General features: G+C 53.7%; 22 protein-coding genes and 2 pseudogenes. 18 read left to right on the forward strand and 6 right to left on the reverse strand.

Going from position 1 to position 20,409, the window contains the following annotated elements; translation table 11 throughout:
* A partial coding sequence (locus FDW87_RS22570; protein WP_252363178.1) for a hypothetical protein occupies positions 1-110 on the reverse strand: 110 nt, incomplete at its 3' end.
* Positions 111-184: 74 nt separating this feature from the next.
* A complete protein-coding gene (locus tag FDW87_RS13500) occupies positions 185-811 on the reverse strand; it encodes a lysoplasmalogenase (protein WP_016154844.1) in 627 nt (208 codons plus the stop codon).
* Positions 812-952: 141 nt separating this feature from the next.
* On the opposite strand from FDW87_RS13500, the gene FDW87_RS13505 reads away from it, so the two are divergent.
* A complete protein-coding gene (locus FDW87_RS13505; RefSeq protein ID WP_016154843.1) occupies positions 953-1,327 on the forward strand; it encodes a DUF2500 domain-containing protein in 375 nt (124 codons plus the stop codon).
* An 84-nt stretch (positions 1,328-1,411) separates the two neighbouring features.
* Here FDW87_RS13505 and FDW87_RS13510 read toward each other — a convergent pair whose 3' ends face one another.
* Complete coding sequence (locus tag FDW87_RS13510; RefSeq protein WP_016154842.1) at positions 1,412-1,687, reverse strand: DUF1145 family protein; 276 nt, start codon at positions 1,685-1,687, stop codon at positions 1,412-1,414.
* On the reverse strand, positions 1,677-2,273 hold the full coding sequence (gene rsmD / locus FDW87_RS13515) for a 16S rRNA (guanine(966)-N(2))-methyltransferase (protein WP_016157666.1): 597 nt from the start codon (positions 2,271-2,273) through the stop codon (positions 1,677-1,679). The genes FDW87_RS13510 and rsmD overlap by 11 nt, the downstream gene beginning before the upstream one ends.
* Positions 2,274-2,549: 276 nt before the next feature.
* On the opposite strand from rsmD, the gene ftsY reads away from it, so the two are divergent.
* The 5 genes from ftsY to livJ all read left to right on the forward strand — a co-directional run bounded on the left by ftsY (position 2,550) and on the right by livJ (position 8,279).
* Entirely contained in the window at positions 2,550-4,076 is a 1,527-nt protein-coding gene (gene ftsY / locus FDW87_RS13520; protein ID WP_047415926.1) for a signal recognition particle-docking protein FtsY, read from the forward strand.
* A 2-nt stretch (positions 4,077-4,078) separates the two neighbouring features.
* Positions 4,079-4,747, forward strand: a complete 669-nt coding sequence (gene ftsE, locus FDW87_RS13525) for a cell division ATP-binding protein FtsE (RefSeq protein ID WP_003023420.1) — start codon at positions 4,079-4,081, stop codon at positions 4,745-4,747.
* Complete coding sequence (gene ftsX, locus FDW87_RS13530; protein WP_016154839.1) at positions 4,740-5,798, forward strand: permease-like cell division protein FtsX; 1,059 nt, start codon at positions 4,740-4,742, stop codon at positions 5,796-5,798. The genes ftsE and ftsX overlap by 8 nt, the downstream gene beginning before the upstream one ends.
* Before the next feature lie 255 nt (positions 5,799-6,053).
* Positions 6,054-6,908 (forward strand): RNA polymerase sigma factor RpoH, encoded by an 855-nt coding sequence (rpoH, locus tag FDW87_RS13535; RefSeq protein WP_005121585.1) that lies wholly within the window; start codon positions 6,054-6,056, stop codon positions 6,906-6,908.
* Positions 6,909-7,175: 267 nt separating this feature from the next.
* Positions 7,176-8,279 carry a branched chain amino acid ABC transporter substrate-binding protein LivJ gene (livJ, locus tag FDW87_RS13540; RefSeq protein WP_029139730.1) on the forward strand — a complete coding sequence of 368 codons (1,104 nt, stop codon included), beginning with the start codon at positions 7,176-7,178 and terminating at the stop codon, positions 8,277-8,279.
* A gap of 39 nt (positions 8,280-8,318) precedes the next feature.
* Here the strand turns inward: livJ and panM are convergent, their stop codons facing one another.
* Complete coding sequence (gene panM, locus FDW87_RS13545; protein WP_137379852.1) at positions 8,319-8,702, reverse strand: aspartate 1-decarboxylase autocleavage activator PanM; 384 nt, start codon at positions 8,700-8,702, stop codon at positions 8,319-8,321.
* Positions 8,703-9,126: 424 nt separating this feature from the next.
* On the opposite strand from panM, the gene livK reads away from it, so the two are divergent.
* The 11 genes and pseudogenes from livK (at position 9,127) to ugpQ (ending at position 19,596) form a co-directional block, all read left to right on the forward strand.
* Entirely contained in the window at positions 9,127-10,236 is a 1,110-nt protein-coding gene (gene livK, locus FDW87_RS13550) for a high-affinity branched-chain amino acid ABC transporter substrate-binding protein LivK (protein ID WP_016154836.1), read from the forward strand.
* Positions 10,237-10,297: 61 nt separating this feature from the next.
* Entirely contained in the window at positions 10,298-11,224 is a 927-nt protein-coding gene (gene livH, locus FDW87_RS13555; RefSeq protein ID WP_003023435.1) for a high-affinity branched-chain amino acid ABC transporter permease LivH, read from the forward strand.
* Positions 11,221-12,498 carry a branched chain amino acid ABC transporter permease LivM gene (gene livM, locus FDW87_RS13560; RefSeq protein ID WP_016154835.1) on the forward strand — a complete coding sequence of 426 codons (1,278 nt, stop codon included), beginning with the start codon at positions 11,221-11,223 and terminating at the stop codon, positions 12,496-12,498. The genes livH and livM overlap by 4 nt, the downstream gene beginning before the upstream one ends.
* Entirely contained in the window at positions 12,495-13,262 is a 768-nt protein-coding gene (livG, locus tag FDW87_RS13565; protein ID WP_003023438.1) for a high-affinity branched-chain amino acid ABC transporter ATP-binding protein LivG, read from the forward strand. The genes livM and livG overlap by 4 nt, the downstream gene beginning before the upstream one ends.
* Before the next feature lie 17 nt (positions 13,263-13,279).
* Entirely contained in the window at positions 13,280-13,993 is a 714-nt protein-coding gene (gene livF / locus FDW87_RS13570) for a high-affinity branched-chain amino acid ABC transporter ATP-binding protein LivF (RefSeq protein ID WP_085951092.1), read from the forward strand.
* A gap of 101 nt (positions 13,994-14,094) precedes the next feature.
* Positions 14,095-14,375 (forward strand): annotated as a pseudogene (locus FDW87_RS22575) (hypothetical protein).
* A 248-nt stretch (positions 14,376-14,623) separates the two neighbouring features.
* Entirely contained in the window at positions 14,624-15,940 is a 1,317-nt protein-coding gene (gene ugpB, locus FDW87_RS13580) for a sn-glycerol-3-phosphate ABC transporter substrate-binding protein UgpB (RefSeq protein WP_109017923.1), read from the forward strand.
* Positions 15,941-16,052: 112 nt separating this feature from the next.
* On the forward strand, positions 16,053-16,940 hold the full coding sequence (ugpA, locus tag FDW87_RS13585) for a sn-glycerol-3-phosphate ABC transporter permease UgpA (RefSeq protein WP_016154830.1): 888 nt from the start codon (positions 16,053-16,055) through the stop codon (positions 16,938-16,940).
* Positions 16,937-17,782 (forward strand): sn-glycerol-3-phosphate ABC transporter permease UgpE, encoded by an 846-nt coding sequence (gene ugpE / locus FDW87_RS13590; RefSeq protein WP_003023450.1) that lies wholly within the window; start codon positions 16,937-16,939, stop codon positions 17,780-17,782. The genes ugpA and ugpE overlap by 4 nt, the downstream gene beginning before the upstream one ends.
* Before the next feature lie 3 nt (positions 17,783-17,785).
* Positions 17,786-18,856, forward strand: a complete 1,071-nt coding sequence (locus FDW87_RS13595; protein ID WP_019078126.1) for a sn-glycerol-3-phosphate import ATP-binding protein UgpC — start codon at positions 17,786-17,788, stop codon at positions 18,854-18,856.
* Positions 18,853-19,596 (forward strand): glycerophosphodiester phosphodiesterase, encoded by a 744-nt coding sequence (ugpQ, locus tag FDW87_RS13600; protein ID WP_065554371.1) that lies wholly within the window; start codon positions 18,853-18,855, stop codon positions 19,594-19,596. Before FDW87_RS13595 ends, ugpQ begins: the two co-directional genes overlap by 4 nt.
* On the opposite strand, the gene FDW87_RS13605 is transcribed toward ugpQ, so the two are convergent.
* Positions 19,593-20,033, reverse strand: a complete 441-nt coding sequence (locus tag FDW87_RS13605; protein WP_016154827.1) for a DUF2756 family protein — start codon at positions 20,031-20,033, stop codon at positions 19,593-19,595. The two genes, ugpQ and FDW87_RS13605, sit on opposite strands and share 4 nt — an antisense overlap.
* A 118-nt stretch (positions 20,034-20,151) precedes the next feature.
* On the opposite strand from FDW87_RS13605, the pseudogene ggt reads away from it, so the two are divergent.
* Positions 20,152-20,409, forward strand: a pseudogene (gene ggt / locus FDW87_RS22580) (gamma-glutamyltransferase); the annotation flags it as partial.

Below are 20,409 nucleotides of genomic sequence, written 5' to 3' on the forward strand. Positions count from 1 at the left end.
GTGGAGCAACTTCCTTCGCAGCAGCAGTCGTCAGCCTTTTGTGGCGCAGGCGCTAGCTTGAAAGAAGAAAATTGTGGGGCTTTTTTGCCACTGGAATCGGGTGTCGACATGGCATCCTCCGGTTGATAATCATTTCATATTAACCGGAGGATACACTCTGGAGTCGACTCCAGAGTCAAGCGTTTTAAAGATACAACGAACGAACAATCAGGAAATGTCCGGCGAAGTAGCAGGCGGCAGCAATTGCGTTATCGGCGCGGAAGCGGCGACGGTAATGGCTACCCAGCCAGACAATGTTGCCGATGAACAGGAGTGATGCGCCCATAAAGGCCGACAGCGCCGGAGCGGTCGGGCGGAAGAACCACAGCTCACCAGCCATCCAGACCATCATCAGCGTGATACCAATAAAGGTACAGATAGCGATGCGTAGCTCTTCCAGACGTGTCCAGATCACGGCAATCAGCAACGCCCCCAGCACCACCAGCACCAACGGCAAAGGCCAGAAGAACGACAGCGTCATTTGGCTGGCGAAGTAAATGGTATACAGCAGATGCGACAAGAAGAATGCCCCCACGGCATACAAAAGGCGTTGGCGCGGTAACAGCGTCAGCGCATCGCCCAGCAGCGAGGCAAGCAGGCCAGCCAGCACCAGATAGCTGACAGCATTAAACATTGGCGCCTGCCAGGCCAGCAGCGCCAGCAGGAGTAAGGTTAGGGGTTTAAAGACCCAGCGTTGCCAGGCGGGCCCACGATAGGAAGCATCCACGAACAACCATGCGGAAAGGCAGACAGCGATAAACGACCAAAGCATCTTAGTTCCTTGAATTCGTTATTTTTTCGTAAGCGGGGTGCTCACGGCTCTACTGTTCAGTGTAGAGGTCGACACTGCCAGATGACAACACCATAACAGGCAATGTATGCTTATTTCCGCATTTTCTGATGGGTTAATAATATGAGCAAACCACCACTTTTTTTCATTGTTATCATTGTCTTAATCGTTGTTGCTGCGTCGTTTCGCTTCGTTCAGCAGCGGCGTGAAAAAGCCGATAATGATACTGCGCCGTTAGTGCAAAAGCAGGTGGTGGTGAGTAACAAACGGGAAAAACCGCTTAACGATCGGCGATCCCGCCAGCAGGAAGTGAGCCCGGCGGGGACCAGCATGCGCTATGAAGTCAGTTTTAAGCCACAAAGTGGCGGCTTCGAGCAGACGTTTCGTCTGGATGCCCAGCAGTACCATGCGTTAACGGTCGGGGATAAGGGAACGCTGAGTTACAAAGGTTCGCGTTTTGTTGATTTTACAGTGAACGCTAAGGTTTCATCTGACTGATGCCGGATGGCGGCTTACGCTTTGTCCGGCCTGGAGATTTTGTCGCCCCGGCCTGCTAAGCGCCGCCGGGCGAAAAGATTACAGTTACTTTTTCAACTGATCTTTAATCTTCTTCTGCCAAACCAGTAACTCAAAGACGCCGAACAGAAAAATACGGATTTTCTCTCCGCGGGTCATCTGCGGGCCATCTTTAGGCATGGTGCTTTTTAACAGCGCCAGTTGCATGCCGTGCATCAGCACCATAAAAATCAGTGCGACGTTAACGAAGATGTTAAGCGGGCGTGGAAAGGGTTGGAAAATATTGAGTAGTAAAAATGCCCAGACGCACAACATCAGCAGGCGTCCCAGGTTAATCAGCATCGTGTTCTCCTCGTGCTTCACGTTGGTAAAGGCGATAGGCGACCTGTCCGGCGACTTTTTCACGGTACAGCGACCAGTTCACCGGAACCGGCGGCAAACCGTTTTCTACTTCGCTTTCAACGTAAATATACGCTTCATTTGCCAGCCAGCCATGAGTTTCCAGAAGAGTTAATGTTTCCTCCAGTAATCCTTTGCGAAACGGCGGGTCAACAAACACCACGTTATGCGGCGTACCCGTCTGGGCCAAAAATGTCAGGGTATTGGTGTTGACGACCCGGGCATGGGGGGCTTTCAGCGTGGCGAGATTGTTTTGTAGCTGCTGTGATACCGCGCGATCCATTTCCAGAAGCGTCGCATTTGCCGCATAGCGAGAGAGGGCTTCCAGCCCCAGCGCGCCGCTGCCGGCGAAGCAGTCCAGGCAGTGAGCATCGACCATTACCGGGGCCAGCCAGTTAAATAAGGTTTCGCGTACGCGGTCGGTGGTTGGGCGCAGACCGGGACTATCCGGAACCGGGAGTTTACGGCCACGCCATTGGCCGCCAATAATGCGGATCTGGCCGCTACCAGAGTGATTCGGTTTTTTCATTTCAATTATTGCTCAATCCGCTGCTGACGTGTCATTCCAGGCGGTGATGTGAGTTAAGTTAACCCGTCGCCTTTCAAGTTACCTCTTCGTTGGCTGCACTTACTCACCCGAATCACTTACTAAAAGTAAGCTCATCGGGATTCGTGCGCTTGCCACTTTGACGTAACTCGAAATTCATTGGGTATAAGTGATAGACTATTTCATCATTTTTTTAGCTGCTATGTACATAGCGTTGACGCTGTGCCATGAAGCAACAGCGGGGGAGTGTAGTCGCAAATGGCGAAAGAGAAAAAACGTGGCTTTTTTTCCTGGCTGGGCTTTGGTCAAAAAGAGCAGGCACCGGAAAACGAGACAGAATTAAAAAACGAAGAACAACAACCGGTTGCTGAAGAAACTACCGTCGTTGACGAACAGCCGCGCGCCGAGGAAACCCGTAGCGAGGCGGAAACGGAAGCTTTTGCAGCTGAAGTTGTTGAAGTGACTGAACAGGTTGCGGAAATCGAAAAACTGCAGCCGGAAGCAGAACCTGTTGCCGAACAATCGCAGCCGGAGATTGAGCGGGTTGCTGAACCCGCTGCTGAACCCGTAGTGGAAACGCCAGCGGCGACGGTTATCGAACGCGAAGAATTGCCGCTGCCGGAAGAGGTGAAAACCGAAGAGGTTTCTGCCGAAGAGTGGCAGGCCGAAGCGGAAACCGTGGAAATCGTTGAGGCGGTTGAAGAGGAAGCCGAAAACGAACCGCACCTGACTGATGAAGAGCTGGAAGCGCAGGCGCTGGCTGCTGAGGCAACTGAAGAAGCCGTGATGGTGGTGCCGGTAGAAGAACCTGCCGTAGAAGCACCGACAGAAGAAGAGGGAGTCCAGGAGCAGGAAAAACCAACGAAAGAAGGTTTCTTTGCGCGTCTGAAACGCAGCCTCCTGAAAACAAAAGAAAACCTTGGTTCCGGATTTATCAGTCTGTTCCGTGGTAAAAAGATCGACGATGATCTGTTTGAAGAGCTGGAAGAGCAACTGCTGATCGCCGACGTGGGCGTAGAAACGACCCGCAAGATTATTGCGAATCTGACGGAAGGTGCCAGCCGTAAGCAGCTCAAAGACGCGGAAGCGCTGTACGGCCTGCTGAAAGAAGAGATGGGCGAGATTCTGGCGAAGGTGGAAGAACCGCTGAATGTTGATGGCAAGACGCCGTTTGTTATCTTAATGGTTGGCGTCAACGGCGTGGGTAAAACCACCACTATCGGAAAGCTGGCGCGTCAGTTTGAGCAGCAGGGTAAATCGGTGATGCTGGCGGCGGGCGATACCTTCCGTGCGGCGGCGGTAGAGCAGCTGCAGGTCTGGGGTCAGCGTAACAACATCCCGGTGATTGCTCAGCATACCGGCGCGGATTCCGCGTCCGTCATCTTTGATGCTATCCAGGCGGCGAAGGCGCGTAATGTAGATGTGCTGATCGCTGATACCGCAGGGCGTTTGCAGAACAAATCGCACCTGATGGAAGAATTGAAAAAAATCGTTCGCGTCATGAAGAAGCTCGACGAAGATGCGCCTCATGAAGTTATGCTGACTATCGACGCCAGCACCGGGCAGAATGCGATAAGCCAGGCCAAACTGTTCCATGAAGCCGTGGGCTTAACCGGTATCACCCTGACTAAGCTGGACGGTACAGCGAAGGGCGGGGTCATCTTCTCGGTTGCCGATCAGTTTGGCATCCCTATCCGTTATATCGGTGTGGGCGAACGTATCGAGGATTTACGTCCGTTTAAAGCGGACGATTTTATAGAGGCACTTTTTGCCCGAGAGGATTAACAATGATTCGCTTTGAACATGTCAGCAAGGCCTATCTCGGTGGGAGACAAGCGCTGCAGGGAGTTACCTTCCATATGCAGCCTGGCGAGATGGCATTTCTGACCGGCCACTCTGGCGCGGGGAAAAGTACCCTGCTGAAGCTGATTTGTGGAATTGAACGGCCCAGCGCCGGGAAAATCTACTTCAGCGGGCATGACATCAGCCGTTTGAAAAACCGTGAAGTGCCGTTTCTGCGTCGTCAGATTGGCATGATTTTTCAGGATCACCACCTGTTGATGGACAGAACCGTGTTTGACAACGTGGCAATCCCGCTGATCATCGCGGGCGCCAGCGGGGACGATATTCGTCGTCGCGTGTCAGCGGCGCTGGATAAGGTCGGACTGTTGGACAAAGCGAAAAACTTCCCTATTCAGCTCTCCGGCGGTGAACAACAGCGCGTGGGCATCGCCCGTGCGGTGGTGAATAAACCGGCGGTATTGCTGGCGGATGAACCAACAGGGAACCTGGATGACGCGTTGTCGGAAGGGATCCTTCGCCTGTTTGAAGAGTTTAACCGCGTCGGGGTCACGGTATTAATGGCCACGCACGATATTGGCCTGATCTCCCGTCGCTCCTATCGCCAAATGGTTCTGAGCGATGGACATCTGCATGGAGGCCTGGCCCATGAATAGACGTGACGCTATTAATCAAATCAAACAGTTCGGTGGCCGACTGGATCGCTTCCGTAAATCGGGCGGCGCGCCGGGAGATGGCGGTCGTAACGCGCCAAAGCGGGCGAAAGCCGCGCCAAAGCCGAACTCGCGTAAAACCAATGTCTTTAACGAGCAGGTACGCTACGCGTTCCAGGGCGCGTTACAGGACCTGAAAAGCAAGCCGCTGGCGACGTTCCTGACGGTGATGGTTATTGCCATCTCCCTGACGCTGCCAAGCGTATGCTACATGGTTTATAAGAACGTCGATCATGCGGCAAGCCAGTATTATCCTTCTCCGCAGATCACCGTTTACCTGCAAAAAACGCTGGATGATGATGCAGCGGCGCGGGTAGTTGGTCAGTTGCAGGCCGAGCAGGGCGTGGAGAAAGTGAATTATCTTTCCCGCGATGACGCGCTGGGCGAATTCCGTAACTGGTCCGGCTTTGGCGGCGCGCTGGATATGCTGGAAGAGAACCCGCTACCGGCCGTGGCGGTAGTTATCCCGAAACTGGACTTCCAGGGCACGGAGTCGCTGAACACGCTGCGCGACCGTATCGCACAAATCAACGGTATTGATGAAGTGCGCATGGATGACAGCTGGTTTGCCCGTCTGGCGGCGCTGACGGGCCTTGTCGGACGCGTCTCCGCGATGATTGGCGTGCTGATGGTAGCGGCGGTCTTCCTCGTCATCGGTAACAGTGTGCGGCTGAGTATTTTTGCGCGTCGCGATACCATTAACGTGCAGAAACTGATTGGCGCGACGGATGGGTTTATCCTGCGTCCGTTCCTCTACGGCGGTGCGCTGCTCGGTTTTTCCGGCGCATTTCTTTCACTGATTTTGTCAGAAATTTTGGTGATGCGCCTGTCGTCAGCGGTAACTGAGGTGGCGCAGGTTTTTGGAACTAAGTTTGATATCAACGGCTTATCATTCGACGAATGCCTGTTATTACTGCTGGTGTGCTCGATGATTGGCTGGGTGGCAGCCTGGCTTGCCACGGTTCAACATTTACGCCACTTTACCCCCGATTAAAAAATCTCTGGTATAATCTTTCCCTGCACTGAGTAGTTCGCTCTGCAGGGAAAGAGTCCCTGTTATCTCTTCCCGGCGTATTCATTGTGATGTCACATTTTGTGCGTAATCTATACACATTACGACATGGAACTTGTGGATAAAATCACTGTCTGATAAAAGATTGAATGATATTCTCGTTGCTCATAAGCTCTGGCATGGTTGTTGCTAATGGTTTTAGCCAACGCGTCAGATGAAAAGATTGAGAGGATTTGAATGACCAAAGAAATGCAAAATTTAGCTTTAGCCCCTGTTGGTAACCTGGAATCTTACATCCGGGCTGCGAACGCGTGGCCGATGTTGTCGGCTGACGAGGAGCGGCTACTTGCTGAAAAGCTGCATTACCAGGGCGATCTGGAAGCAGCTAAAACGCTGATCCTGTCTCACCTGCGCTTTGTTGTTCATGTTGCTCGTAATTATGCGGGCTATGGCCTGCCGCAGGCGGATCTGATTCAGGAAGGTAATATCGGCCTGATGAAAGCCGTGCGCCGTTTCAACCCGGAAGTGGGTGTGCGCCTGGTTTCTTTCGCCGTGCACTGGATCAAAGCTGAGATCCACGAATACGTTCTGCGTAACTGGCGTATCGTAAAAGTCGCGACCACCAAAGCGCAGCGTAAGCTGTTCTTTAACCTGCGTAAAACCAAGCAGCGTCTGGGCTGGTTCAATCAGGACGAAGTTGAAATGGTTGCTCGTGAGCTGGGTGTTTCCAGCAAAGACGTGCGCGAAATGGAATCCCGTATGGCGGCGCAGGACATGACGTTTGACATGTCTTCAGACGACGAGTCTGACAGCCAGCCGATGGCGCCGGTTCTGTATCTGCAGGATAAATCATCTAACTTTGCCGACGGCATTGAAGAAGATAACTGGGAAGATCAGGCCGCGAACAAACTGACCCACGCAATGGAGGGTCTGGACGAGCGTAGCCAGGACATCATTCGCGCCCGTTGGCTGGACGAAGACAACAAGTCGACGTTGCAAGAACTGGCCGATCGCTACGGCGTCTCTGCTGAACGTGTTCGTCAGCTTGAAAAGAACGCCATGAAAAAACTGCGTGCGGCGATCGAAGCGTAATCTTCCGCCGACCTGGAAATGCTGATAAACCCTGGATGAAAATCCGGGGTTTTTTGTTTTTATCTCTCCCTCTCCTCTGACGTTTATGCTATTTGTCATCAGGTTGTTATCTGCATGTCAAATTTAGCTATTCCAAAATAATAAAAATCGGGTATGTTTTAGCAGAGTATGCTGCTAAAGCACGGGTGGCTATCCAATAATCGAAATAAAGTGCTGAACAACAACATCACAACACACGTAATAACCACAATAATGGGGATTGTCAGGATGAATATGAAGGGTAAAGCGTTATTGGCAGGATGTATCGCCCTGTCTTTGAGCAATATGGCGTTTGCTAAGGATATTAAAGTTGCCGTCGTCGGGGCGATGTCTGGCCCGGTAGCACAATATGGCGATCAGGAATTTACCGGCGCAGAGCAGGCAATTGCGGATATCAACGCCAAGGGCGGCGTGAAAGGTGACAAACTGGTCATGGTGAAATATGACGATGCCTGTGACCCGAAACAAGCGGTAGCGGTTGCGAACAAAGTGGTCAACGACGGGATTAAATACGTAATCGGTCACCTTTGCTCTTCTTCCACTCAGCCTGCGTCAGACATCTATGAAGACGAAGGTATTCTGATGATCACTCCAGCGGCAACGGCGCCGGAGCTGACCGCGCGCGGCTATAGCCTGGTAATGCGTACCACTGGTCTGGATTCCGATCAGGGCCCAACGGCCGCCAAATATATCGTTGAAAAAGTGAAGCCGCAGCGCATCGCGATTATTCATGATAAGCAGCAGTACGGTGAAGGCCTGGCCCGCGCGGTGCAGGATGGCCTGAAAAAGGGTAACGCCAACGTGGTGTTCTTTGACGGGATCACCGCCGGGGAAAAAGATTTTTCTACGCTGGTAGCGCGTTTGAAGAAAGAGAATATCGATTTCGTTTACTACGGCGGTTACCACCCGGAAATGGGGCAAATCCTGCGCCAGGCACGCGCCGCGGGTCTGAAAACCCAGTTTATGGGGCCAGAAGGTGTAGCGAACGTGTCGCTGTCTAACATCGCCGGTGAATCTGCAGAAGGTTTACTGGTAACGAAACCGAAGAACTACGACCAGGTTCCGGCGAACAAACCCATCGTAGATGCTATCAAAGCCAAGAAACAGGATCCGAGCGGCGCATTCGTATGGACCACCTACGCCGCGCTGCAATCTTTGCAGGCCGGTCTGAACCAGTCTGACGATCCGGCTGAAATTGCCAAGTATCTGAAAGCAAACTCGGTGGAAACCGTGATGGGGCCGCTGTCATGGGATGCGAAGGGCGACCTGAAAGGCTTCGAATTCGGCGTGTTTGACTGGCATGCTAATGGTACGGCGACCGACGCCAAGTGATCGAGTGCCGGGTAAGCGTTAACGCCACCCGGCTTTTTTTTAGCGCTTTTCCCATCCATTCTCCCGCTCTGCAAACCCTGTTGCCTGCATAAATGCCGCCATCACTCCCCGATCTTCAACGCCGACGTCGGCCATCCACCACGAACTCACGTCAGGGTTTTCCCGGATCACTTCTTCGATCAAATACTGCCCGACGCCGCGACGGCGGGTGATATCGCGCACGCGCAATGAATCCAGTGCGCCTTGTGTGCCGCTCAGGGTTACCCGCACGGCACCTAACAGACGCTCGTTAAAGCGTGCGGCGTAGATCTGGTGCGTTTCATCTACGCTTAATGATGAGGCGGAATATTCCGGCCAGATTTTGCCCAGATCAATCAGGTCCTGGTCGCTAAAGTTATCTAAACGAACGATGGTCAGCTTCATTAACAGCATGTCCAAATCACAAAAGATGGAATCAGTGTACCGAAATAATTCGCCCGGATGCTTTCTCTTTTTAATGCGATTAACCAGGTTAATAGTTTTGTAACAACGACAATGACAGATTGAAACAGTAGAGATTGAAAAACAGGCAGGATAATACCCTGGAATGCAGCATTTTATTCCGCTCTTTGTGCCGTTATTTTATGCTGACAAATGCACTTTTTTTTGTTTATCTATAGTGAAAAGCAGAATATTATCTTTTCTTAATCGACTGAAAAATAGAGATTTTAGCCGTAATTTGCTTAAAAAACTGCGCTAAACCATTAACGAGACTGGTAAAAATAGTACAGTTCAAAAAAAGCACAGTCTGCTTTTTAACCACATAAATACAAAATATATACATCATCACGAATGGGGATTCAGGAAAATGAAACGGAATGCGAAAACAATCATCGCAGGGGTGATAGCACTGGCAATGTCACACGCGGTCATGGCGGAGGATATCAAGGTCGCTGTTGTCGGGGCGATGTCAGGTCCGGTCGCGCAGTGGGGTGATATGGAATTTAATGGCGCACGTCAGGCCATTAAAGATATCAATGCCAAAGGCGGGGTCAAAGGCGACAAACTGGTTGCCGTCGAATATGACGACGCCTGCGATCCGAAACAGGCCGTTGCGGTAGCGAACAAAATCGTCAATGACGGCATTCAGTACGTTATTGGTCATCTGTGCTCATCCTCCACGCAGCCCGCATCAGATATCTATGAAGACGAAGGCATTCTGATGATTTCCCCGGGCGCGACCAACCCGGAACTGACCCAGCGCGGTTACGCACACATTATGCGTACAGCGGGCCTGGACTCCTCTCAGGGGCCGACCGCCGCGAAATACATTCTGGAGAAGGTGAAGCCGCAACGCATCGCCATCATTCACGATAAACAGCAATACGGTGAAGGCCTGGCGCGTTCAGTTCAGGAGAGCCTGAAAGCGGGCAAAGCCAATATCGTCTTCTTTGACGGGATCACTGCTGGGGAAAAAGATTTTTCTGCGCTGATCGCCCGCCTGAAAAAAGAAAATATCGATTTTGTTTATTACGGCGGCTACTACCCGGAAATGGGACAAATGCTGCGCCAGGCTCGCTCCGTCGGGCTGAATACCCAGTTTATGGGACCTGAGGGCGTGGGCAATGCGTCGCTGTCTAACATTGCCGGTGATGCCGCTGAAGGCATGCTGGTGACCATGCCAAAACGCTATGACCAGGATCCGGCGAATAAAGCTATCGTCGATGCGCTCAAAGCTGACAAGAAAGATCCAACCGGACCGTACGTGTGGATCACTTATGCAGCCGTCCAGTCATTGGCGACAGCAATGGATCGCAGCGGTAGCAAAGAGCCGTTGGAGCTGGTGAAAGATCTGAAAGCACACGGGGCTGACACCGTGATTGGGCCGCTGAAATGGGACGAAAAAGGCGATTTGAAGGGATTTGAGTTTGGTGTCTTCCAGTGGCACGCGGACGGATCATCGACCGTCGCGAAGTAATAGCTGAAGACGAGTTATCCCACCGCCCGTGCAAAACGGGCGGGTTAAGAAAGGTTACCTTATGTCCGAGCAGTTCCTCTATTTCTTGCAGCAGATGTTTAACGGCGTCACGCTGGGAAGCACCTACGCGCTGATCGCTATCGGTTACACGATGGTGTACGGCATTATCGGCATGATCAACTTCGCCCATGGCGAGGTGTATATGATCGGCAGCTATGTCTCCTTTATGATCATCGCTGCGCTAATGATGATGGGTATTGATTCCAGCTGGCTACTGGTCGCGGCGGGCTTTGTCGGCGCGATTGTGATTGCCAGCGCCTACGGCTGGAGCATTGAACGCGTAGCGTATCGGCCCGTGCGCAGCTCTAAGCGCCTGATCGCGCTGATTTCCGCTATCGGGATGTCCATCTTCCTGCAAAACTACGTCAGCCTGACGGAAGGTTCGCGCGATGTGGCGCTGCCCAGCCTGTTTAACGGCCAGTGGACTGTCGGCAGTAGCGAAAACTTCTCTGCTTCCATCACCACCATGCAGTTGGTTATCTGGATTGTAACCTTCCTGGCGATGCTGGCGCTGACGCTGTTTATCCGTTACTCCCGTATGGGCCGTGCCTGCCGTGCCTGCGCGGAAGACCTGAAAATGGCCAGCCTGCTCGGCATAAATACCGATCGCGTGATTGCGCTGACCTTTGTGATTGGCGCGGCAATGGCGGCGGTAGCGGGCGTACTGCTCGGCCAGTTCTACGGCGTAATTAACCCCTATATCGGCTTTATGGCCGGGATGAAAGCCTTTACCGCGGCGGTACTGGGCGGCATCGGCAGCATTCCTGGGGCGATGATCGGCGGCCTGATTCTGGGTGTCGCGGAAGCGCTCTCCTCTGCTTATCTGAGTACCGAATACAAAGACGTGGTTTCATTCGCGCTGCTGATTCTGGTGCTGCTGGTGATGCCGACCGGTATTCTGGGTCGCCCGGAGGTAGAGAAAGTATGAAACCGATGCATTTTGCAATGGCGCTGCTCTCTGCCGCTATGTTCTTCATCCTGGCGGGCGTCTTTATGGGCGTCCAGTTGGAGCTTGACGGCACCAAACTGGTGGTGGATACCGCCGCGGATATCCGCTGGCAGTGGGTGTTTATCGGCACTGGCGTGGTCTTTCTCTTCCAACTGTTGCGTCCAGCTTTCCAGAAGGGCCTGAAGAGCGTCTCCGGACCGAAGTTTATTCTGCCGGCGATTGATGGCTCCACCGTTAAACAGAAGCTGTTCCTGGTGGCGCTGCTGGTGATTGCCGTGGCGTGGCCGTTTATGGTGTCGCGTGGTACGGTTGATATTGCCACGCTGACGATGATTTATATCATCCTCGGCCTCGGCTTAAACGTGGTGGTAGGGCTTTCCGGTCTGCTGGTGCTGGGTTACGGCGGCTTCTATGCCATCGGTGCTTACACCTTCGCGCTGCTGAACCACTATTACGGACTCGGCTTCTGGACCTGTCTGCCGCTGGCGGGGCTGGTTTCCGCTGCTGCGGGCTTTATGCTCGGCTTCCCGGTACTGCGCCTGCGCGGTGACTATCTGGCGATTGTGACTTTAGGCTTCGGCGAAATCGTCCGTATCCTGCTGCTCAACAACACCGAAGTGACCGGTGGCCCGAACGGTATCAGCCAGATCCCGAAACCGACCTTTTTCGGTCTGGAGTTCAGCCGTACTGCCCGTGAAGGTGGCTGGGATACCTTCAGCAACTTCTTTAACGTGAAGTACGATCCCTCTGACCGCGTTATTTTCCTTTATCTGGTGGCGCTGCTGCTGGTGGTCTTCTCGCTGTTTGTCATCAACCGTCTACTGCGTATGCCGTTGGGTCGTGCGTGGGAAGCGCTGCGCGAAGATGAAATTGCCTGCCGTTCGCTGGGCTTAAACCCTACGCGCATCAAGCTGACCGCTTTTACCATCAGCGCCGCGTTTGCCGGTTTTGCCGGTACGTTGTTTGCCGCGCGTCAGGGTTTTGTCAGCCCGGAATCCTTCACCTTTGCCGAGTCGGCCTTTGTGCTGGCGATTGTGGTACTGGGCGGAATGGGCTCACAGTTCGCAGTGATCCTCGCGGCCATCCTGCTGGTGGTGTCACGCGAGCTGATGCGTGATTTCAATGAATACAGCATGTTAATGCTGGGTGGTTTAATGGTACTGATGATGATCTGGCGTCCGCAGGGCTTGTTGCCGATGACCCGTCCGCAGTTGAAGCTGAAAAACGGGGAAGCAAAAGGAGAGCAGGCATGAGTCAGCCATTATTATCCGTCAACGGCCTGATGATGCGCTTCGGCGGTCTGCTGGCGGTAAACAACGTTGAACTGGAGCTGAGACCACAGGAGATCGTCTCGTTAATCGGGCCAAACGGCGCGGGAAAAACCACGGTCTTTAACTGCCTGACCGGTTTTTATAAGCCGACGGGTGGGACGATTAAGCTGCGCGACCAGCATCTGGAAGGGCTGCCGGGTCAGCAAATTGCGCGGATGGGTGTGGTGCGTACTTTCCAGCACGTGCGTCTGTTTCGCGAGATGACGGTGATTGAAAACCTGCTGGTGGCGCAACATCAGCAGCTGAAAACCGGCGTCTTCTCCGGCCTGTTGAAAACCCCGTCGTTCCGTCGCGCGCAGAGTGAAGCGTTGGATCGCGCTGCCACCTGGCTGGAGCGTATTGGTTTGCTGGAGCACGCCAACCGTCAGGCCAGTAACCTGGCCTACGGCGACCAGCGCCGTCTGGAGATTGCACGTTGCATGGTGACCCAGCCGGAAATCCTGATGCTCGACGAACCCGCCGCAGGCCTCAACCCGAAAGAGACCAAAGAGCTGGACGAGCTGATTGCTGAACTGCGTAACCATCACAACACCACTATTTTGTTGATTGAGCACGACATGAAGCTGGTGATGGGTATTTCCGACCGTATTTACGTGGTGAATCAGGGCACGCCGCTGGCGAACGGGACGCCGGAACAGATTCGTAACAACCCGGACGTGATCCGCGCCTATTTAGGTGAAGCATAATGGTGGTGACGCATAATATGGAAAAAGTCATGTTGTCCTTTGACAAAGTCAGCGCCCACTACGGCAAGATACAGGCGCTGCACGACGTCAGCTTGTATATCAATCAGGGTGAAATCGTGACGCTTATCGGCGCCAACGGCGCGGGAAAAACCACGCTGCTTGGTACGCTGTGCGGCGATCCGCGAGCGACAAGTGGGCGAATTGTCTTTGATGGGAAAGACATTACCGACTGGCAGACGGCGAAAATCATGCGCGAAGCGGTAGCGATTGTTCCGGAAGGGCGTCGCGTGTTTTCCCGCATGACGGTGGAAGAGAACCTGGCGATGGGCGGCTTCTTTGCCGAAAAGGACCAGTTTCAGGAACGCATCAAGTGGGTGTATGACCTGTTTCCCCGCCTGCATGAACGTCGAATTCAGCGTGCGGGCACGATGTCCGGCGGTGAACAGCAGATGCTGGCGATAGGCCGTGCGCTGATGAGTCAGCCGCGGCTGCTGCTGCTTGATGAGCCGTCGCTGGGTCTGGCGCCGATTATCATCCAGCAGATCTTCAACACCATCGAACAACTGCGCGAGCAGGGGATGACAATCTTCCTCGTCGAACAGAACGCTAACCAGGCGCTGAAGCTCGCCGATCGCGGCTACGTGCTGGAAAACGGTCATGTGGTGTTGGAAGACACTGGTGATGCGTTACTGGCTAACGAAGCAGTGCGCAGCGCGTATCTGGGCGGTTAACATTCTCTGAATGGACAAGGGGGCCTGATATGGCCCCTTTTTATTGCTCTATGTTATTATTGAGAATAGTTATCAATAATAAAAGTGAACATGGAGAAAGGATGATACGTTCCGGTATCTGCATGATGATTGGCGGTTTGTTTTGGACGCTTTCATCAAATACCCTGGCCTTAACACCGCCAGCGTTCGACCCGCGCGACCCTTCAATCTGGGAAGAGAAACCGGACAACTCGTTAGCGCAGTCCAGCTCGCCCTGTGAAGTGTTCACCTCCTCTGTCTGCCCGGGCTGGAAGATGAGAAATCGGATATTCAGCGCGAACGTGAGCGGCGGGAACAGCAGCGTTTACAGAATGAATATGAACGACGCTGGCGTAAAGATTAATGTTCTTTGCTGGCTGCAACAGATAACGTCATCCTGGCCGGGTAAGACATAGCGCTACCCGGCTTTGTTGTGCACCACCCCGCATTTTCCTGTCACTACGCTTTCACCGCCTTGCCATCTGTTTGTCGCCTTACTATCTTTTTTTTGTAATAAAAAAGTTATTTTTCTGTCATTCGAGCATGTCATGTTACCCCCGCGAGCATAAAACGCGTGATATCGCGCATCCGGCACAACAAGAGAGATAACCGATGATATCGTTACGACATACAGCTTTAGGACTGGCACTTAGCCTGGCGTTTGCAGGTCAGGCTCTGGCCGTCACCACTATCCCGTTCTGGCACTCAATGGAAGGTGAACTGGGTAAAGAAGTTGATTCACTGGCGCAACGTTTTAATGCCGCCAATCCCGACTACAAAATTGTTCCGCAGTACAAAGGCAACTACGAGCAGAGCCTGAGCGCAGGTATTGCGGCTTTCCGTACCGGAAACGCACCTGCGCTACTGCAGGTTTATGAAGTGGGCACGGCAACGATGATGGCCTCGAAAGCCATTAAACCGGTCTATGAAGTATTCAAAGAGGCTGGTATTAGCTTCGATGAGTCTCAGTTCGTGCCGACGGTTTCCGGTTATTACACCGACTCTAAAAGCGGACACTTACTCTCCCAGCCGTTTAACAGCTCCACGCCGGTGCTGTACTACAACAAAGATGCCTTCAAAAAAGCCGGTTTAGATCCTGAGCAGCCGCCAAAAACCTGGCAGGATCTGGCGGAATACACCGCGAAGCTGAAAGCAGCAGGCATGAAGTGCGGCTACGCCAGCGGCTGGCAGGGATGGATTCAGATTGAAAACTTCAGCGCCTGGAATGGTCTGCCGGTAGCCACCAAAAACAACGGCTTTGACGGTACTGACGCGGTGCTGGAATTCAATAAACCGGAACAGGTGAAACATATCGCCCTGCTGGAAGAGTTGAACAAAAAAGGGGATTTCAGCTACTTCGGGCGTAAAGACGAGTCTACCGAGAAGTTCTATAACGGGGATTGTGCCATTACCACTGCCTCTTCCGGTTCTCTGGCTGACATCCGCCACTACGCCAAATTCAACTATGGCGTCGGCATGATGCCGTACGATGCCAATGTGAAGGGCGCGCCGCAGAACGCGATTATCGGGGGGGCCAGCCTGTGGGTGATGCAGGGTAAAGACAAAGCAACCTACGAAGGTGTGGCGCAGTTCCTCAACTTCCTGGCGAAGCCTGAAGTTGCTGCCGAATGGCACCAGAAGACCGGCTACCTGCCCATTACCACCGCCGCGTACGACTTGACCCGCGAGCAGGGCTTCTATGATAAGAACCCTGGGGCTGATATCGCCACCCGCCAGATGCTGAACAAGCCACCGTTGCCGTTCACCAAAGGGCTGCGTCTGGGCAACATGCCGCAGATCCGCACCATCGTAGATGAAGAGCTGGAAAGCGTCTGGACCGGGAAGAAAACCCCGCAGCAGGCGCTGGATGCTGCCGTTGAGCGTGGCAATCAGTTACTGCGCCGCTTTGAGCAATCGACTAAATCGTAATGTGAAATGCCGGGTGGCGGCTGCGACTTACCCGGCCTACAAATGCGTGTAGTTTGTAGGCCGGATACGGTGTGTGCACCGCAATCTGGCACCTTCCAGGAAAAGAACCTACATGTCTTCATCCCGTCCGGTGTTCCGCTCGCGCTGGCTTCCCTATTTGCTGGTGGCCCCGCAGTTGGTTATCACCGTTATTTTCTTTATCTGGCCCGCCGGTGAAGCGCTGTGGTATTCACTACAATCCGTTGATCCGTTTGGTCTTTCTAGCCAGTTTGTCGGACTGGAAAACTTTATCGCGCTGTTTCATGACCCGTACTACCTTGATTCATTCTGGACCACCATTAAGTTCAGTACGTTAGTCACGGTAAGCGGTTTGCTGGTGTCGTTATTTTTTGCGGCGCTGGTGAATTACGTGGTACGCGGTAGCCGTTTTTACCAGACGCTGATGCTGTTGCCTTACGCCGTCGCGCCCGCCGTCGCCGCCGTATTGTGGATCTTCCTGTTTAACCCAGGGCGCGGGCTGATTACCCATTTTCTCGGTGAGTTTGGCTATGACTGGAACCATGCGCAAAACAGCGGTCAGGCGATGTTTCTGGTGGTGTTTGCGTCGGTCTGGAAGCAGATTAGTTACAACTTCCTGTTCTTCTTTGCCGCACTACAGTCTATTCCGCGGTCGCTGATTGAAGCCGCCGCGATTGATGGTGCGGGACCGGTTCGCCGCTTCTTTAAGCTGGCGCTGCCGCTGATTGCACCGGTCAGCTTCTTTCTGCTGGTGGTGAATCTGGTTTATGCCTTCTTTGATACCTTTCCGGTGATCGATGCCGCTACGGCGGGTGGGCCGGTACAGGCGACCACTACGTTGATTTATAAGATCTATCGCGAAGGCTTTGTCGGGCTGGATCTCTCCGCCTCGGCCGCCCAATCGGTAGTGCTGATGTTCCTGGTCATTATTTTGACGGTGGTGCAGTTCCGCTATGTGGAAAGTAAGGTGCGTTACCAATGATTGAGAATCGTCGTGGGCTAACAATATTCAGCCATGCCATGTTGATTATGGGGATCATGGTGATCCTGTTTCCGCTGTACGTCGCGTTTGTTGCGGCGACGCTGGATAACAAAGCAGTCTTTGAAACGCCGATGACGCTGGTTCCCGGCACACAGCTGCTGGAAAACATGAAATACATCTGGGTCAACGGCGTGGGCGTTAACAGCGCGCCGTTCTGGCTGATGATGCTCAACAGTTTCATCATGGCGTTCAGTATTACAGTAGGGAAAATCACCGTCTCTATGCTCTCCGCATTCGCCATCGTCTGGTTCCGCTTTCCACTGCGTAACCTGTTCTTCTGGATGATTTTTATCACGCTGATGCTGCCGGTCGAGGTGCGTATTTTCCCGACGGTGGAAGTGATCGCCAACCTGAAAATGCTCGACAGCTATGCGGGTCTGACGCTGCCGTTAATGGCATCGGCGACTGCGACGTTCCTGTTCCGGCAGTTTTTTATGACCCTGCCGGATGAGCTGGTTGAGGCGGCGCGTATTGACGGCGCGTCACCGATGCGTTTTTTCCGCGATATTGTACTACCGCTGTCAAAAACCAATCTGGCGGCGCTGTTTGTGATCACCTTTATCTACGGCTGGAACCAGTATTTGTGGCCGTTGTTAATTATTACCGATGTCAATTTGGGCACTGCGGTGGCAGGTATCAAAGGCATGATTGCTACTGGTGAAGGCACCACGCAGTGGAATCAGGTAATGGCAGCCATGCTGCTGACGCTCATCCCTCCGGTAATCATCGTGTTAGCCATGCAGCGTGCCTTCGTACGTGGCCTGGTCGATAGTGAGAAATAAAAAATGGCTGGTTTAAAACTACAGGCAGTAACCAAAAGCTGGGACGGCAAAACCCAGGTGATTAAACCGCTGACGCTGGATGTCGCGGACGGAGAATTTATCGTGATGGTTGGCCCATCCGGCTGCGGTAAGTCAACGCTGCTACGGATGGTGGCCGGGCTTGAACGGGTGAGCGGCGGCGATATCTGGATTGATAATAAACGCGTCACCGAAATGGAGCCTAAGGATCGCGGCATTGCGATGGTCTTTCAGAACTACGCGCTCTACCCACATATGAGCGTGGAAGAAAATATGGCCTGGGGGCTGAAAATCCGCGGGATGGGCAAGGAGCATATTGCCGAACGGGTGAAAGAGGCGGCGCGAATTCTCGAGCTGGGTGAACTGCTCAAGCGTCGTCCGCGCGAGCTTTCCGGCGGTCAGCGCCAGCGTGTGGCGATGGGGCGGGCGATTGTCCGTGACCCAGCGGTATTCCTGTTTGATGAGCCTCTGTCTAACCTCGATGCCAAGCTGCGCGTACAGATGCGTCTGGAGTTACAACATCTGCATCGCCGACTGAAAACCACCTCACTGTATGTGACGCACGATCAGGTAGAAGCGATGACCCTCGCCCAGCGGGTGATGGTGATGAACAAAGGCATTGCCGAGCAGATCGGCACGCCGGTTGAGGTATATGAAAAGCCTGCCAGCCGCTTTGTGGCGAGTTTTATCGGCAGCCCGGCGATGAATCTGCTGGACGGGCGCATCAGCGCCTCGGGCACCCATTTTGAGCTGGATGACGGCATGACGTTGCCCCTCGGCAGAAGCGCGAAGGAGTCTGGTGGGCGCAACATGACGTTGGGTATCCGCCCGGAGCATATTGCGCTAAGCTCGCAGGCCGAAGGCGGCGTGCCGTTGGTCGTCGACACGCTGGAAATGCTGGGAGCGGATAACCTGGCACACGGACGTTGGGGTGAGCAAAAGCTGGTGGTGCGACTGGCGCATCAGCATCGCCCGACGGCAGGCAGCACGCTGTGGCTGCATCTGCCGGAAAATCATCTGCATCTTTTTGATGGCGAAACAGGACAACGCGTATGAGTAACTGGCCTTACCCCCATATCGTCGCCCATCGCGGCGGCGGTAAGCTGGCACCGGAAAACACCCTGGCGGCGATCGACATGGGGGCGCGATACGGGCATACCATGATTGAGTTTGACGCTAAATTGTCGAAAGACGGTGAGATCTTCTTGCTGCATGACGACAACCTGGAACGCACCAGCAATGGTTGGGGTGTGGCAGGCGAGCTGAACTGGCAGGATTTATTGCGCGTGGACGCCGGTGGCTGGTTTAGCGGTGAGTTTAAAGGCGAACCGCTACCGCTGCTCTCGCAAGTGGCCGAGCGCTGCCGTCAGCACGGTATGATGGCGAATATTGAAATTAAACCTACCACCGGCACCGGAACGTTAACCGGCAAAGCCGTAGCGCTGGCCGCTCGGGAACTGTGGGCGGGAATGACACCACCGCTGTTGTCATCCTTTGAAATTGACGCGCTTGAAGCGGCGCAGCAGGCGGCGCCTGAACTGCCGAGAGGCTTACTGCTTGATGAGTGGCGCGAGGACTGGCGTGAGCTGACAACGCGGCTGGGTTGCGTCTCTATTCATCTTAATCACAAGCTGCTGGATGAAGCGCGCGTGGATGCGCTGCGCGACGCAGGACTGCGTATTCTGGTGTATACCGTCAACCGACCCCAGCGCGCGGCGGAGCTGCTACGCTGGGGAGTGGACTGCATCTGTACCGATGCCATTGATATGATTGGTCCGGATTTCCAGCCCTGTTAAGGCCCAATTGTTTTTAACGGAACGTTAGGCTGCGGCGTGCTGGAGGGCTTCAGCATGTCGCCGTTCTTTTTCTCCGACAGCATATGTTGCTTATTCAGCGAGCTGTCCGGGTTACGGGGTCCACTTAACATCCCACCGTTGCTGTTGGGCAGCATTTGCTGCTGGCTGGAATTAAACTCGCCAGGCTGAGACTGAAGGACGCGCTGGGAGTTGGAATTGATTTGGTTTTCCATATGCTGTTGTTGCATACGCGTCTGCGTTTGCAACTGCTGATTGAGCATCCCTTTCTGCTGAATCTGCTGCGATTGCATTTGGGTTTGCATACGCTGCTGGCTCGGGATCTGATAACCGGGTTGATTCGGGTTATTCATGGTGTTGATGGGCTGTGCAAAGCCTGCAAACGGCAACAGCATGGCTAAAAGTAAGAGTCGTTTCATCGCTTTTCTCCTCTCGGGGATCTCTTAAGTTTACTCCTTTCTCGCCGTTACGATGATTATTTCAGAGTTATGCACCAGGCTTAGTGGGGGCTGACCCCCATACATCTGGAGAATAACGATGATAAAACCGACGTTTTTACGCCGGGTAGCCATTGCTGCTCTGCTCTCAGGAAGTTGTTTTAGCGTTGCGGCCGCTCCGGCTGCACCGCCGCCGGTATCATACGGTGTTGAGGAGGATGTGTTCCATCCCGTGCGTGCGCAGCAGGGGATGGTGGCCTCCGTGGATGCGCTTGCCACTCAGGTGGGGGTGGATATTCTTAAACAGGGTGGGAATGCCGTCGATGCCGCCGTGGCCGTTGGCTACGCGCTGGCGGTG

The organism is Citrobacter sp. wls826 (assembly GCF_005281245.1).
GTDB lineage: Bacteria > Pseudomonadota > Gammaproteobacteria > Enterobacterales > Enterobacteriaceae > Citrobacter > Citrobacter braakii.